This window comes from Streptomyces sp. NPDC042371 (genome assembly GCF_056437465.1).
Genome location: NZ_JBWKAP010000012.1, coordinates 14,795 through 29,401, shown reverse-complemented (window position 1 = coordinate 29,401; position 14,607 = coordinate 14,795). Strand labels below are relative to the sequence as shown.

At 72.7% G+C, this 14,607-nt stretch carries 13 protein-coding genes; 5 read left to right on the top strand and 8 right to left on the bottom strand.

Annotated elements, in window-relative coordinates:
• Positions 1–71: 71 nt before the first annotated feature.
• Positions 72–548, bottom strand: a complete 477-nt coding sequence (locus AC068B_RS31730) for a type II toxin-antitoxin system PemK/MazF family toxin (protein ID WP_478674983.1) — start codon at positions 546–548, stop codon at positions 72–74.
• A 71-nt stretch (positions 549–619) separates the two neighbouring features.
• Between AC068B_RS31730 and AC068B_RS31725 the strand changes: the two genes are divergently transcribed.
• On the top strand, positions 620–1,678 hold the full coding sequence (locus tag AC068B_RS31725) for a glycosyl hydrolase family 18 protein (protein WP_478674982.1): 1,059 nt from the start codon (positions 620–622) through the stop codon (positions 1,676–1,678).
• Positions 1,679–1,695: 17 nt separating this feature from the next.
• On the opposite strand, the gene AC068B_RS31720 is transcribed toward AC068B_RS31725, so the two are convergent.
• Positions 1,696–3,123, bottom strand: coding sequence for an amidase (locus tag AC068B_RS31720; RefSeq protein ID WP_478674981.1), 1,428 nt, complete (start codon positions 3,121–3,123; stop codon positions 1,696–1,698).
• Positions 3,124–3,294: 171 nt separating this feature from the next.
• Here AC068B_RS31720 and AC068B_RS31715 point away from each other — a divergent pair, with 171 nt between their 5' ends.
• Positions 3,295–4,329, top strand: coding sequence for a LacI family DNA-binding transcriptional regulator (locus AC068B_RS31715; protein ID WP_478674980.1), 1,035 nt, complete (start codon positions 3,295–3,297; stop codon positions 4,327–4,329).
• Positions 4,330–4,378: 49 nt separating this feature from the next.
• On the opposite strand, the gene trxA is transcribed toward AC068B_RS31715, so the two are convergent.
• A complete protein-coding gene (gene trxA / locus AC068B_RS31710) occupies positions 4,379–4,762 on the bottom strand; it encodes a thioredoxin (protein ID WP_356254434.1) in 384 nt (127 codons plus the stop codon).
• 169 nt (positions 4,763–4,931) lie between these two features.
• On the opposite strand from trxA, the gene AC068B_RS31705 reads away from it, so the two are divergent.
• Entirely contained in the window at positions 4,932–6,356 is a 1,425-nt protein-coding gene (locus AC068B_RS31705) for a dihydrolipoyl dehydrogenase family protein (RefSeq protein ID WP_478674979.1), read from the top strand.
• Between the two features lie 20 nt (positions 6,357–6,376).
• On the opposite strand, the gene rph is transcribed toward AC068B_RS31705, so the two are convergent.
• Both rph and AC068B_RS31695 read right to left on the bottom strand, forming a co-directional pair.
• On the bottom strand, positions 6,377–9,025 hold the full coding sequence (rph, locus tag AC068B_RS31700) for a rifamycin-inactivating phosphotransferase (RefSeq protein ID WP_478674978.1): 2,649 nt from the start codon (positions 9,023–9,025) through the stop codon (positions 6,377–6,379).
• Between the two features lie 233 nt (positions 9,026–9,258).
• On the bottom strand, positions 9,259–10,617 hold the full coding sequence (locus AC068B_RS31695; RefSeq protein WP_478674977.1) for a hypothetical protein: 1,359 nt from the start codon (positions 10,615–10,617) through the stop codon (positions 9,259–9,261).
• 113 nt (positions 10,618–10,730) lie between these two features.
• Between AC068B_RS31695 and AC068B_RS31690 the strand changes: the two genes are divergently transcribed.
• Positions 10,731–12,002, top strand: a complete 1,272-nt coding sequence (locus AC068B_RS31690) for a molybdopterin-dependent oxidoreductase (RefSeq protein WP_478674976.1) — start codon at positions 10,731–10,733, stop codon at positions 12,000–12,002.
• A complete protein-coding gene (locus AC068B_RS31685; protein WP_478674975.1) occupies positions 12,002–12,505 on the top strand; it encodes a hypothetical protein in 504 nt (167 codons plus the stop codon). The genes AC068B_RS31690 and AC068B_RS31685 overlap by 1 nt, the downstream gene beginning before the upstream one ends.
• Here the strand turns inward: AC068B_RS31685 and AC068B_RS31680 are convergent.
• Genes AC068B_RS31680 through AC068B_RS31670 form a run of 3 tightly spaced genes read right to left on the bottom strand, consistent with a single transcriptional unit; the run spans position 12,448 to position 14,566 of the window.
• Complete coding sequence (locus AC068B_RS31680; RefSeq protein WP_478674974.1) at positions 12,448–13,140, bottom strand: class I SAM-dependent methyltransferase; 693 nt, start codon at positions 13,138–13,140, stop codon at positions 12,448–12,450. The two genes, AC068B_RS31685 and AC068B_RS31680, sit on opposite strands and share 58 nt — an antisense overlap.
• Positions 13,137–13,808 (bottom strand): TIGR04282 family arsenosugar biosynthesis glycosyltransferase, encoded by a 672-nt coding sequence (locus AC068B_RS31675; RefSeq protein ID WP_478674973.1) that lies wholly within the window; start codon positions 13,806–13,808, stop codon positions 13,137–13,139. Before AC068B_RS31675 ends, AC068B_RS31680 begins: the two co-directional genes overlap by 4 nt.
• On the bottom strand, positions 13,805–14,566 hold the full coding sequence (locus tag AC068B_RS31670) for a glycosyltransferase family 2 protein (RefSeq protein WP_478674972.1): 762 nt from the start codon (positions 14,564–14,566) through the stop codon (positions 13,805–13,807). The genes AC068B_RS31675 and AC068B_RS31670 overlap by 4 nt, the downstream gene beginning before the upstream one ends.
• Between the last annotated feature and the right edge of the window lie 41 nt (positions 14,567–14,607).

The following is a 14,607-nucleotide window of genomic DNA, read 5'->3' as shown; positions in this document are numbered from 1 at the left end:
GTCACCGGGGAGAGCAGCCGGGTGCCTCCCCGGTGGGGGTAGTGAACTTCTCATCGGCGCGCACGACGGGCTCAGCGCCAGCCGTAACGCTCCCTGAGGCGGAGTACGACCAGGTTGAACCGCATGCGGTCGAGCGCGCACGCCTCACGCCGCATCCCGCGCTCGTGCACCCGCAGCACCCGGTCGACGAGCACCCAGGAATGACGCCCCTCCCGGTCCCACGGCCCGCTCCCGATCGGCACCCGCGCGCGAGCAGCGGCCCCGTCCCGGTCGCCCTCGTGGCGCTTGCTCGACAACTGCACGGCGAGCAGCGTCCCCGAAGCCTCGCGGGCGACCACGAGAACCGGCCGGTCCTTGCCGCGCCCGTCGTTCTCCTCGTAGGGCACCCACGTCCAGACGATCTCCCCCGGGTCGGGATCGCCGTCGCGGTCGGGCGCGTACTCCGTGTGGACCCGGCCCACTTCGCGCGGCTCGACCTCGGTGGTCGCGGTGGTGCCCGAGCGTCCGGGCGATGCGGACAGGTGCGGGTCATCGGTGAAGGCAGTCACACGGGTCACCGTAGAACCTGACCGGCTCAATCCGCTGAGCGGGTCCGCGGGATGACCCGCAGGCTCGGTCCATGCCGACACGAAACATGCGCAACGCCCGCTCCCTCGCCGTGCTCGCCGTCGTGGGCTCGGTGCTGGCCACGGTCCCTGCCGCGTCGAACCCCGCCGTCCCCGCGCCACCGCCCCGCACCGTCTCCGCCTGGCTTCCGTACTGGGACCAGGACGCCGCGTACAAGAACGCCCTGCGCCACGCCGACCAGCTGCACACCGTCAGCCCGTTCTGGTACCGGATGCGGTCGGCCGGGCGTGTCGACCCGCACACCGGCGCGGGGGAGCGGCGGATCGTCGACGGGCTGCACAGGGCCGGGATCAAGGTCGTGCCGACCGTCATGGAGACCCTGCCGCCCGGTGCGCTCGCGGGCGTCGTGACCGACCCCGGCCGCCGCGCCACACACATCGAGGCCCTGCTCCGCATCGCCCGCAGCCGCGCTTACGACGGCCTCGACCTCGACTACGAAAGCATCGCGCCGACCGGCGACGCCGCGTACGAGAAGGTCCGCGACGGTTACGCGACGCTGGTCACCGACCTCTGCCGCAGGCTCCACGCCCTGCGCAAGCAGTGCATCGTCACCGTCTCCCCGAAGACCGCGGGCACCGGACGCGTCTGGGACTACAAGCGGCTCGGCGCGGCCGCCGACCGGCTGCGCGTCATGGCCTACAACCTGCACTGGGCCGAGGGCGCGCCGGGGCCGCTCTCCACACCGGCCTGGTACGACGAGATCCTGCGCCGCGCCACCGCGGAAGTGCCCCGGAACAAGCTGGAGACGGGGCTGCCCGCCTACGGCTGGGACTGGGCCGTCGGCAAGCGCGAAAGGGCCCGGCACGTGACCTCGCGGGAGGCCGAGGCGCTGCGCCGCAAGGTCGGCGCCCCCTACCGCATCGACCCCCGCTCCAGCACGCCCCACTTCACGTACGAGGACGGGCGGACGAGCCGGACGGTCTGGTACCAGGACGCCCGCGGAACCGCCGCGCACCTGCCCGTGCTGCGGCGGCACGGGGTGCGTCACACCGTGCTGTGGGCGCTCGGCTTCGAGGACCCCGCTCTGTGGCGGGAGTTGGCGCGTCCATGAGCCCGCCACCGCCGACATCACGAGACCGCCACGTCCGGGAGGGGCGTCGGCCACTGCTCGTACCACCGCCGGTCCGCCTCCAACTGCGCCGCCAGGGACACCAGAAGCGGTTCGCTTCCCGCGGGCCCGAGCAGTTGCGCGCCGACGGGCAGCCCGCCCGGGGTGCGCCCCGCGGGCACGTTGACGCCCGGCCAGCCGAGGACGTTCCACGGCCACGCGTAGGGGCAGGCGGCGATCATGGCTTGGTCGGTCCGCCAGCCGCTCATCGTGGCGAGCGTGCCGACGCGCGGCGGCGGAGCGGCCGTCGTCGGGGCGATCACGGCGTCGTACGTCGAGAAGACCGCCCCGACACGACGGTGCAGCGCGGCCTCCGCGCGGCGTGCGAGCCGCAGCGGGGCGCCGCCCAACAGCCGCCCCATGCGCGCCGCTTCCCGCGTCCGCCGGTCCAGGAGGGAGAAGTCGGGCACCTGCCGGGTCCACTCGGCGATGCCCGCCGTCGCGCGCGGCACGAACGCGAGGCCGATCTGCCCGTAGCGCGGGTCGGCCTCCTCGACGTCGTGCCCGAGCGCGGTGAGCCGGTCGGCGAGCGCCACCACCCGGTCCCGCACCACGGGGTGCAGATGCTTGGGCGTCGCCGTGAACGGCATCCGCAACGACAGGGCGATCCGCAGCCGCCCCGGATCACGGGTCGCCGCCTCCGCCGCCCGCACGGGCGCCGGTCGGTGCAGGTCGCCCTCGTGGCTGCCGCTCGCCGCGTCGAGGAGCAGCGCGGCGTCCGCGACCGTCCTCGCGAGCGGGCCGTTGACGGTGATGCCCTGGAACGCCTCGGGCCAAGGCCACGTCGATATCCGCCCGCGCTGCGGCTTGATCCCGACCAGATGGGTCCAGGCGGCGGGGATCCGCACCGAGCCCGCGCCGTCCGAGCCCAGCGCCGCCGCGACCAGCCCCGCCGCCACGGCGGCCGCCGAACCACCCGACGACCCGCCGGGCGTGTGTCCGGTGTTCCACGGATTGCGGGTGTCGCCGAAGCCGGGCCCCTCCGTGAAAGGCCACTGCCCCAGCTCGCACGTGTTGGTCTTGCCGACGATCACGGCCCCGGCCGCCCGGAGCCTGCGTACGGCCTCGGAGTCCGCCGATTTCGGCGGGAAGTCGCCCCTGCACCCGAACGCGGTCGGCTCACCCGCCACGTCCATGTCGTCCTTCACCGCCAGCGGGACCCCGAGCAGCGGCCGCCCTGCGGTGGCCGCACCCGCCGCCAGCTCCCGGTCGGCGGCGTCCGCCTCGGCGAGCGCGGCCTCGGCCCGCACCAGCTTGAAGGCGTTGAGCACGGGCTGAGCGGCCTCGATCCTGGCCAGCGTCCGCTCGGTCAGCGCACGCGAGGTCACCTCTCCCGCGGCCAGCGCGCGGGCGGTGCGCGCCAGGCCTTCGGCACGGTCGGCAGTCATGTGGGGGACACCTTCGTTCGACGACGGGTGCCCGAACGTTAACCGGCGAGTAGCTCGCCACGGAACGAGACCAACGCGGAACGACGGCAGGGAAGTTCACGCCACGGGCACGGCCCGGCTCCACCGCCCGCCTCAGGTGCCTCCGGTGCCGTCTGCAAAGATGCCCCTGTCATGGTGCAGATACCGAAGCAGCAGCCCACGCAGCGCTCCGTGCCGACGAGCGCCGACGTCGCCCGCCTGGCGGGGGTCTCCCGCGCGACCGTCTCGTACGTCCTCAACAACACCAGCGCCGTCCGGATCAGCGAACCCACCCGCCGCCGCGTCCACGAAGCGGCCAGGGAACTCGGCTACGTCCCGCACGCCGCCGCCCGCAGCCTCCGCGCCGGGCACAGCCGCATGGTGCTCATGCCCACGTCGGAGATCCCGATGGGCCCGCTCTTCAGCCGGTTCTTCAACGAACTGCAGTGGGCACTGAGCAGCTTCGACTACACCGTCGTCCAGTACGCGAGCCTCGGCCTGACCGGCGAGGACGCCGCCCGCGCCTGGGCCGAGCTGCGCCCCGTGGCGGTCCTGGCGCCCGACGCCTCCGCGCTCAACCCGCGCGGCGTGACGGTCCTGAAGCGGTCCGGCGCCAAGGCCGTCTTCACGCTCGGCCCGCACCGCGTCGAGGGCGCGCACGCCCTGCTGATGGACGGCCGCAGGGTCGGCGAGGCCGCGGCCCTGCACTTCCTGGCCCGCGGCCGACGCGCCATCGGCGTCGTCGTGCCCGAGGAAGGGGGCCTGGGGCACTTCTCGCAGCCCCGCCTCGAAGGGGTCCACCAGGCGGTGGAGAGGGCGCGCACCACCGGCGCCTCGGTCACCGAGCTGCCGCTCGCCTACGACGAGGAGTCAGCCGCCCGGCTCGCCGCACGCTGCCGCGCCGAGGGCATCGACGCCGTCTTCGCCTACAACGACGAGTACGCGATGCTCCTGATGCGCGCGCTCCAGGACGAGGGGATCGACGTCCCCGAGGAGATCGCCGTGATCGGCTCGGACGACCTGATGCTGGGCAGGCTGCTACGCCCCCGCCTCAGTACCGTCCGCATAGAGCTGCCGTCCGGCCGCGGCCTCGCCGAACTGGTCGACCGCGTGGTGCGCGATCCGGGTGCGGAACCCGAGGTGCACGACGTGCTCGGGGCGGACGTCGTGCACCGCGAGTCCAGCTAGCTCACAGCCCCTGATACTCGTACTGCTCGTACTGCCGGAGCTCTCTGTCCTACTGCTCCTGCTGCTTGGCCTGCTCCTCGGCGACCTGGCGACGGACCTCGTCCATGTCCAGGTTCCTGGCCTGGCCGATGACGTCGGTGAGAGCGGCCTCGGGCAGCGCGCCCGGCTGGGAGAACACCGCCACCTGGTCGCGGACGATCATCAGCGTCGGGATGGACTGGATGTTGAAGGCCTGGGCCAGCTCCGGCTGGGCCTCCGTGTCGACCTTGGCGAAGACCAGGTCGGGATTGGCCTCGGCCGCCTTCTCGTAGACGGGGGCGAACTGCTTGCAGGGCCCGCACCACTCCGCCCAGAAGTCGATCAGGACGAATCCGTTGTCCGTGACCGTCTGGTCGAAGTTCTCCTTGGTGAGCTCCACGGTGGCGCTGCTCATGGTGTGTCCCTACTTCCTGTCCTGTATGGGGCGTGGCCGCTGTGCACAACGGCCGATCGTGCGGACGTATTCCGCCTGGTCGCACGCGGAACGGTGCCCCGCGCACATCGGCCTGTCCCGCGCGCGTACCCGTGTGGCCACGGCGCACACCTGCCGACACACTGTCCTCATGACGGATGCCATCACGTACGACGTTGTAGTCATCGGAGCGGGCCCCGTGGGGGAGAACGTGGCGGACCGCGCACGCGCCGCGGGACTGAGTGCCGCGATCGTGGAGAGCGAGCTCGTCGGGGGTGAGTGCTCCTACTGGGCCTGCATGCCCAGCAAGGCCCTGCTGCGCCCCGTCATCGCCCGCGCCGACGCCCGCCACGTCCCGGGCCTGCGCGACTCCGTGCGGGGCCCACTGGACGTCGCCGCGGTCCTCGCGCACCGTGACGACTACACCTCGCACTGGAAGGACGACGGCCAGGTCGGCTGGCTGGAGGGGGTCGGCGTCGACCTCCACCGCGGCCACGGCCGCATCGCGGGCCCCCGCGAGGTCACGGTCACCGGGACGGACGGCACCGTGCACACGCTCCGGGCCCGCCACGCCGTGGCCGTCTGCACCGGCACCCGCGCGGCCCTGCCCGACCTGCCGGGCCTCGCCGACGCCAAGCCGTGGACCAGCCGCGAGGCCACCAGCGCCGACCACGCCCCCGACCGCCTCCTCGTCGTGGGCGGCGGCGTCGTCGCCGTCGAGATGGCGACCGCCTGGCAGGCGCTGGGGTCGCAGGTCACGGTCCTGGTACGCGGCGGGGGCCTGCTGCCCCGCATGGAGCCGTTTGCCGGGGAGCTGGTGCAGGAGGCCCTCACCGAGGCGGGCGCCGAGGTCCGCTCGGGCGTCTCGGTCACCGCGGTGCGCCGCGAGAACGGCACCGTGACGGCGACCCTGGACGACGGCTCCACACTCCAGGCCGACGAGATCCTCTTCGCCACCGGCCGCGCCCCGCGCACCGACGACATCGGCCTGGAGACCGTCGGCCTGCAGCCCGGCTCCTACCTCCAGGTCGACGAGAGCCTCCGCGTCGAGGGCAGCGACTGGCTCTACGCGGTCGGCGACGCGAACCGCCGCGCGCTCCTCACCCACCAGGGCAAGTACCAGGCCCGCATCGCGGGCGCCGCCATCGCGGCCCGCGCCCAGGGGGTCCCGCTCCTGGAGACGGACCGCTGGGGCGCGCACTCCGCCACCGCCGACCACGACGCGGTCCCGCAGGTCGTCTTCACCGACCCCGAGGCCGCATCCGCGGGCCTGACCCTCGCGGAGGCGGAAGCGGCGGGCCACCGCGTCCGGGCCGTCGACTACGACATGTCCGGAGTCGCGGGCGCGGGCCTCTACGCCGACGGCTACCGCGGCCGCGCCCGCATGATCGTCGACCTGGACCGCGAGATCCTCCTCGGCGTCACGTTCGTCGGCCCCGGCGTCGGCGAGCTCATCCACTCGGCGACGATGGCGATCGCGGGCGAGATCCCCCTGAGCCGCCTGTGGCACGCGGTCCCGGCGTATCCGACGATCAGCGAGGTGTGGCTGCGGCTGCTGGAGACGTACAGGGGCTGAGCGCGGGTCGCCGCGCAGGCTCAGTCGAGGATCTCCACGTACCCGTCGATCCCGTGGACCCGGATCCGCTGGCCGTCCCGGATGCGGCTGGTGGCCCGGTCCACGCCCACGACGGCGGGGAGGCCGTACTCGCGGGCGATCACCGCGCCGTGGGTCATGAGGCCGCCCGCCTCCGTCACCAGGCCCGCGATCGCCACGAACAGGGGCGACCAGCTGGGGTCGGTGTAGGCGGTGACCAGGATGTCGCCCGCCTCCAGGTCGGCCTCCGCGATGTCGTGGATGACCCGGGCCCTGCCCTCGACCGTCCCCACGGAGACGGGCAGGCCCACCAGGGCGCCGTCCGGCACACCCTCGCGACGGTACGCCCCGGTGATGGCCTCGCCCTCCGACGTGAGCACCCGGGGCGGTGTGAGCGCCTCGTAGGAACGGAAGTCGTCCTTGCGCTGCCGGATGAGCCCCTCGTCCACCTGCTGCGAGACCACGGCCTGGTGGACCTCCTGGAAGGTGAGGTAGTAGATGTCCTCCCGCTCGGCGAGCACCCCGGCCTCCACGAGGCGGTCGGCCTCCTGCAACAGGGCCTGCTTGTAGACGAAGTAGCGGCTGACGATGTTGTACTTCGGGTACTCGCGGTAGCCGACGAAGGTGCGGACGCGGTCGATCATCCGCTTGGTCTCGTCGGCCTTGTGCTCCCCGTCCGGCAGCAGCCGCAGGCGGGACAGCACGTCCTGTTCCTTCTTGTACGCCTCCTGCCGCCCCTGCTCGAAGCGCCGCTCGGCGGCGCCGGGCGCGAAGTTCCTGACGTTGTCGAGGATGACGGGCACGAGCGCGGAGGGGCGCTCGCTCCAGCGGGGCCTCGTGATGTCGATCTCGCCGACGCAGCGCATGCCGTAGAGGTCGAGGTACGACTCGATGGCGTCGCGGGCTTCCGTCCCGCCCGGCAGCTTGGCCATACCCTCCAGGAAGCCGGTGTGCTCGGCGTCCCCGACGGTGTCCCCGAGGTTCCGCAGGAACGCGACCACCTCCGGGTGCGGGCGGACGGCGTCGGCGACGTCGAGCAGCGCGAGGCCCATCTCCGAGGTGATGTTGTCGGGGGCCGAGAGCGTGAGCGTGTCAGCCGCGTTCTTCTCGCCCAGCCACTCCTGCAGGTGGTCGTTGAGCCACCACGTGGCCTCCATCCCCGCCATGATCGCCTGCATGCTCAGCGGATCGCCCAGCACCCGCTTGTGCTCGGCGAAGGCCTCCGGCAGGTACTCGAACAGGGCGGGTCCGGACTTCGACCGGATGTCGGACCGCAGCGCGGCGAGAGACGTCCGGCTGCGTTCGATCAGTTCGGTGACGACGGCGGAATCGGTGGGGATGGGGGTGGGCGCGCCACCGGGCCCCGCGCCACCGGGCCGCGGGCCGCCGGGGCCTTCGTCCGGGAGCGAGGGGACGAAGTCGCCGCGGTCGAGGACGGTTTCCAGCGCGTCCCGGATCAGCGGATCCCCCTTCCCGATGAGGTCCAGGAGGCCGGTGCGGCTCGCGGGCGCGCCCAGGCGCCGGATGACGTCGACGAACAGCCGTCCACCGGCGTGGTGCATCGGCACCATGGCCGTCAGCTGCCACATGGAGAGCCCCAGCGGCTTCATGGCGTCGGTCATCATCTGCTGGTGACCGGTGGAGACGTAGAGGTGGTTCTCCTGGTCGTCGGTCTCGGGCACGGGGAACAGGGTCGTGATCGGCCGACTCTGCACGACCCGGAACCCGGCGTCGTCACCGTCACCGTCATCGACCAGGCACCACTCGATGTCCTGCGGCCGCCCGAAGTGCGCCTCGATCCGCCGCCCGAGCCGCACGAGCTCCACGACCTGCGCGTCGGTGAGCGCCGGGTCCTCCTGCCGCGCCGCGTCGACGGCCACTTCCCGCGTTCCCCCGCCCGGCAGGGCGTACAGGGCGCGCTTCTTCGCGGCGATGGTCCGCTCGACGATCTCGCCGTCACGCACCCGGTGGACGTCCGGGTTCACCAGGCCGGAGACCAGGGCCTCACCGAGACCGAATCCGGCGTCCACCGTGGCGACCTTCCGGTTGCCCGTGACGGGGTCGGCCGTGAACAGGATGCCGGAGGCGTACGGGGTGACCATGCGCTGCACGACCACGGCCATGTGGACCGTGCGGTGGTCGATGCCGTTGCGCCGACGGTAGGTCACGGCCCGCTCGGTGAACAGCGAGGCCCAACACCGGCTGATGTGCCGGAGGATCGCCTCGGGCCCGATGACGTTCAGGTAGGTGTCCTGCTGGCCCGCGAAGGAGGCGGTCGGCAGGTCCTCGGCCGTCGCGCTGGAGCGGACGGCGTAGGCGCCCCGCTCGCCGAGGCGGGTGATCTCGGCGGTGATCACCGCCGCGAGATCCGACGGGACCGCGACCGCCTCGATGATCCGTCGGATCTCCGCGCTGAGCGTGCGGATCGCCTCCCGGTCGTCCGGGTCCAGGCGCGCCAGCCGGTCGAGACGGTCGCCGAGCGGAACCTGCGCCATGATCCGCCGGAAGGCGTCCGTCGTCACGCAGAAGCCGTCCGGCACTCGGACGCCCTCGATGCGCGACAGCGCGCCCAGATGCGCGCCCTTGCCGCCGACGACCGCGATCCGCGTCTCGTCGATGTCCTGCACACCCACCACGTACTGCTCGGTCACTGAGCAACTCCCCATGCGTTCTCGCTCCACCACACCCACCAGGTTGTGGCCTCGGCCGAGGATTGTGCGCCACGACGGGGGCCTTGCCGCAAGGCCCCTGGTGCGCTATAAGTTAAGAGTGGCAAGGAGAATAGTTCTCCTTGCCTTTGTTGTTTTGCGGCCCAAGCCGCCCGACTGGCCGCGCTCGCCGCTGACGCCCGCGCTGGCCTGGGCCTGTCGTCGTCCTCGCCTCCTCACCACCCCGTGAACAGCAGGTGGTTCAGGGCCAGCGCCAGTACGGCCTGAGCGATGAGCCAGTAGCGGCGGCCCTCCTTCGGCAGGAGTGCCGTCGCCGGGAGGAGGAACGTGGCGAAGGGCAGCCAGATGCGTTCTGTCTCCGCCTTGCTCATGCCCGAGAGGTCGGCGGTCAGCAGAGCCAGGAGGGCGGTCAGGACGAGGACGGTCAGCCGGTCGGCGGGTGTCGTGCGGCCGGTGCGCAGGCGGGTGAGCCCGCCGGGCGCCGAGGTCGCCGTCCTGCGCAGCCCCGCGACCGACGCGAGGCCGACGACCAGCACCGTGCAGGCGAGGTTGGCCCAGACGAAGTAGCCGTACGGTCTGATGCCGCCCGCTCCTTGGCGGTAGCGCTCGACGAGCAGGTGGTACGCCTCCCACCAGTGGAAGCCCGCCAGGGTGAAGGCGAGCGGGACCACGGCTGTTCCCGCGAGGAAGAGTGGGAGCGGGCGCAGGGTACGGGTGATCAGCAGGACGGCCGCGGCGACGAGGACGAACAGAGGCAGGCCGTACGAGAGGTAGCAGACGAGGCCGAACAGCAGGCCCGAGCCGAGAGCCGCCGCGGCGGGGAAGCGGACGGTACGCGTCGCCGCCAGTGCGAGCAGCGCGATCATCCATGCCGTCACGGCGGCGAAGTAGCCGTCCGCGGATGCGCCGACCCAGATCGCGGCCGGGGCCAGGACGAGGAAGGGCGCCGCCCGGCGGGCGGTCTCCTCGTCGGCCAGCGCCCGCAGGGTGATCAGAACGGCCAGCACGGCGGTACTGCCCGCCGTGATGCAGAACGCCCCGGCCCAGGCACCGCCCCCGAAGCCGACGCGGTCAAGGAGGACGAAGGTGAGGGTGGCGCCGGGCGGATGGCCCGCGGTGTGGGCCGGCCAGTGGTCGGGGGAGTCGATGAGGATGTGCCGCGTGAAGTCCCGCAGCGTCGCCGGGATGTTCTGGAAACGGTCGATGACCTGGAGGTATTCGTACTTGGTCGTGAGCCGCTCCGCCACGCCCCGGTGCCAGCCGTCGATCAGCGCGAGCGACCAGATCCAGGCCGTGGAAGTGGTCCATGCGCCCAGGAGGAGGGACCGCCAGGGGAGCTGGACGGCGAGGGCGGGGGCGTACGCGATCACCGAGACGGCGACCGCGAGCGCGGCGGGGGTGCCGGGGCCGAGGTGCGGGTCCCACCGGGCGTACAGCGGGGGCCAGTTGAGGTGCAGGGTGCCGTCCGTGGACTCGATGGTGGTGCCGACGACGACGGCCGCGGTGACGAGTAGCGCCGCGATTCCGGCAGCGGCCAGGTCGCGGCGGCGTCCGGTGCGCTCTGTGGTGCTCACGTCTGCACGTTAGGCGCAAGGGGAGCCGGTGATCGGACTCCGAGGGGTGACGTCAGCGTTTCGTCATGAGTCGCGGGCCCGTCCGGAGGCAGGGCCCGGCATACGGTCGATCCATGCCCCGCACACCACGTGTGACCTCTCCTGCCGACCCCGGTTTCTGGCGCAGCCCGCTGCGTGGGCCGTGGCTGACCTCGGTTCTCGGTGTCGTCCTGCTGGTCGGCGTCACGCTCCTGTTCGTGACCGGTCTGCTGTCCTACGCGGCGTACAACCCGAACCTGTCGCCCGTCAACGACAAGACACCGGACAAGGGCCTCCTCGGCTTCTACCTGTTCGACTGGCCGACCGACCCGCACTGGCTCTACCGCCTCAACCAGGGCCTGCACGTCACGGTCGGCATCACCCTGATCCCGGTGCTGCTCGCGAAGCTGTGGTCGGTGATCCCGAAGCTCTTCACGCTGCCCCCGGCGCGGTCGGTGGGGCACGCCCTTGAGCGCGTGTCGCTGCTCCTGCTCGTCGGCGGCGCACTCTTCGAGTTCATCACCGGTGTCCTCAACGTCCAGTTGGAGTACCTCTTCCCCGGGTCGTTCTACCCGCTGCACTTCTACGGCGCCTGGGTGTTCTTCGGCGCGTTCGCGGCCCACGTCGTGCTGCGCCTGCCCCAGGTGATCCGGGTGCTGCGGGAGCGGGGATGGCGCGAACGGCTGCGGGACCCGCGGCCCGAGCCGGCCGACGAGGAGGGCCTGGTGGCGGCCGGGCCGGCCGAGCCGACCGTGACGCGGCGGGGAGCGCTCGGCATGGTCGGCGCGGGCTCCGCCCTGCTGTTCGTGACGACGGCCGGGCAGACCGTGGACGGACCCCTGCGCCGGACCGCGCTGTTCGCGCCGCACGGTGGCGACGGCCCGGGAAGCGGGCCGGGTGGCTTCCAGATCAACAAGACGGCCGCGAAGGTGGGCATCGAGCGGCAGGACACCGGCGAACTATGGCGTCTCGTTGTCGCCGGACCACGGGGCGAGGTCAAGCTCTCACGTGGCGATCTGCTCCAACTCACGCTGCACAGCGCCGCGTTGCCCATCGCCTGCGTGGAGGGCTGGTCGACGTCGGACCAGTGGTGGCGTGGTGTGCGCCTTCGCGACCTCGCGGCCCTCGTCGGGTTCGCCGAGGACCCTCCAGGGGTGCTCGTGGAGTCCCTGCAGCGGCACGGGGCCTTTCGTAAGGCCGCGTTGCGCGACAACCAGGTCCGCGACCCGCGTTCCCTTCTCGCCCTGCACGTCAACGGGGAGGACCTGTCGCCGGACCACGGCTATCCGGCGCGGATCATCGTTCCGGCCGCGCCCGGCGTGCTCAACACCAAATGGGTGTCCCGTCTGACCTTCGGGGAGCTGTGATGAGCGGTCACGCGCAAGGAATCCGTCGCGTGGGCCGACTCCGGCGGTGGTACGGCGAAGGGCCGTGCCAGCTCCTGGTGCTGCTGGCCTCGTTCGCGCTCGCCGGGTATGCGGGGGTGCGCCTCCTGGACGGCGACCGGCTGCTGATCGCCGCCTGGTTCGTCGGCGCGGCGCTGGTGCACGACCTGCTGCTCGTGCCCGCGTACGCACTGGTCGACCGGGCCCTGCGGGCCGCCGTGGGGCGGCTGGACCGCAGGGAGTGGATCAACTTCGTACGCGTTCCGGCCCTGCTGTCCGGGCTGCTGCTGCTGGTGTGGTTCCCGCTCGTCACCAGGCAGGTGGAGGGTTACGAGTCCTCCACCGCGCTCCCGGCCGGGGTCTTCCTCACCCGCTGGCTGATCGTCACAGCCGTGCTGTTCGCGGGAGCCGCGCTGTGCCGGGTGCTTCAGGTGCGGCGCGCGCGGCGCAGCGCCAGGAAGGAACGGCCTCCGGCGGCCCACTGATCTACCCGGTTCCACCCGGGCGGACGGGCGTGGCGCAGCAGGGCGGGGGTGCCCAGGCGGGCCCAGGGGAACGGCTCGCCCGGCGTGCCGTGGCCGTCATCGACGTGCACCTCGACCCGCTCGTCGACGTCCATCGGTGCGGTCTCGGCGATCAACAGACCGCCGGGCGCGAGGAGTTGGGCGACTCGCCTGAGCAGTGTGGCGGGGTCGCCGCCGATTCCCACATTGCCGTCGATGAGCAGGGCCGTGCCCCAGCGTCCTTCGCCCGGCAGCGCGTCGAAGACGGAACGGAGCAGTGCGGTGCCGCCGAGCCGGACCGTGTGGTCGACCGCGGCCTGGCTCACGTCGACGCCCAGGACGCGATGGCCGCGGGCCGCTGCCCCCGCCACCAGGCGGCCGGGGCCGCACCCGATGTCGAGGACGCTGCCCTCGCAGCGGCGCAACGCCGAGAGGTCCGCCGCGTCGGCACTCGCGCACCAGCGCTCGACGTCCAGGGGGAGCAGCCAGCCGTCGCTGCGGCGCAGGAACAGTGGGCCGTGGCCGTTGTGCAGGGCGTTGGTGTACGGATCGGCGTGCCAAGGGGCGGCCGTGGGAGCCGTCCTGCGGAGTCCGGTGGTGGGTGGTGCGGTGCTCATCGGCCGCCGCCCTGTCCCGGGTGCCCGGCGACCGCCGCCAGGCGGGTGAGCGTGGCGGCGAACAGGCTGTCCGGCGCTGCGGCAGCGACCTCTGTGGCGTCGTCGGCCGTGTCGACGTCACGCAGCCGGGGGAGGTCGCGCACCCGGAGTCCGGCGCCGGTGAGCCTGGCCCGTTGCAGGGCGCCGGTGTCGGACCGCGACATGGGAACGCCGCGCAGCAGTCGCGGATCGGGCTCGGCCAGGCCGAGCGCCCAGAATCCACCGTCGAACGCGGGGCCGAACCATGCGTCGCAGTCCTGCCAGGCGTCGGGGCCGAGCGCGGGGGCGAGCAGGTCGGGGGTGATCTGAGGGGTGTCCATGCCGACCAGGAGGGCAGGCCCCGTACAGGCGCCGAACGCCGCCGCTAGCCGCTCGTCCAGGCCTCCCGCGCACTGGGGGATCACCTCGATGCCGGCGGGCAGCCAGGGCCCCGGCTGCCCGGCGAGCACCAGAACGCGACGGTGGGCGGGGGCGGCGAGCACCGTGCCGAGGGTGTCCGCGAGCGAGGCCTCGGCCAGCTCGGCGGCCTCCTCGGGGGAGTAGGGCGGGGTGAGCCGGGTCTTCACCCGTCCGGGTAGCGGCTCCTTGGCGATGACGAGAAGGGTCGTTCCGTGGCCGTACATGGTCATGCGGCACCGCCCCTCGCCCCGTGCGCGCGGCCGACCGAGGCCGATCGCGGAGCCTCCGCGAGCACGGCCCGCATGTCGCGCACCGCGTGCCACGTCCCGCGCCATGTCCCGGTGACCTTCGATTTCCCCTCACGCGGCAGATACGGCACGTCCCGCTCCTCGATCCGCCATCCGGCGTCGGCGGCCCGCACGACCATCTGCAGCGGATAACCGCTGCGCCGGTCGGTCAGGCCGAGCCCGACCAGGGCCTCGCGCCGCATCGCCCGCATCGGTCCCAGGTCGTGCAGGCGCACGCCTGTACGCCGCCGCAGCATCCGCGCGAGTGCCACGTTGCCCGCACGCGCGTGCGGAGGCCAGGTGCCGCGTCCCTGCGGGCGCCGCCGCCCCACGACCAGATCGGCCTCTCCGTCCGTCACTCTGCGTACGAAGGTTCGCAGCAGCCCCGGATCGAGGGAGGCGTCGCAGTCGCAGAAGCACACGATGTCCGCGTCGGACGCCGTGAGACCCGCGTGGCAAGCGGCCCCGAAGCCCCGCTGCGACTCGCGCACGACGGTGGCGCCCAGGGAGCGGGCGATGTCCGCCGAGCCGTCGGTGGAGCCGTTGTCGACGACGACGGCCCGCCAGCCTTCGGGAATGCGTTCCAGCACCCAGGGCAGGGCCGCCGCTTCGTCGAGGCAGGGCAGGACGACGTCGACCCGGACGGCGCGGGCGTCACAGGCCTCGGGTACGTCGGGTTCTACGGAGGGGGAGGGGGTCATGGGACTCACCCTATGAATTCGAACCGGACATAATGGACTTG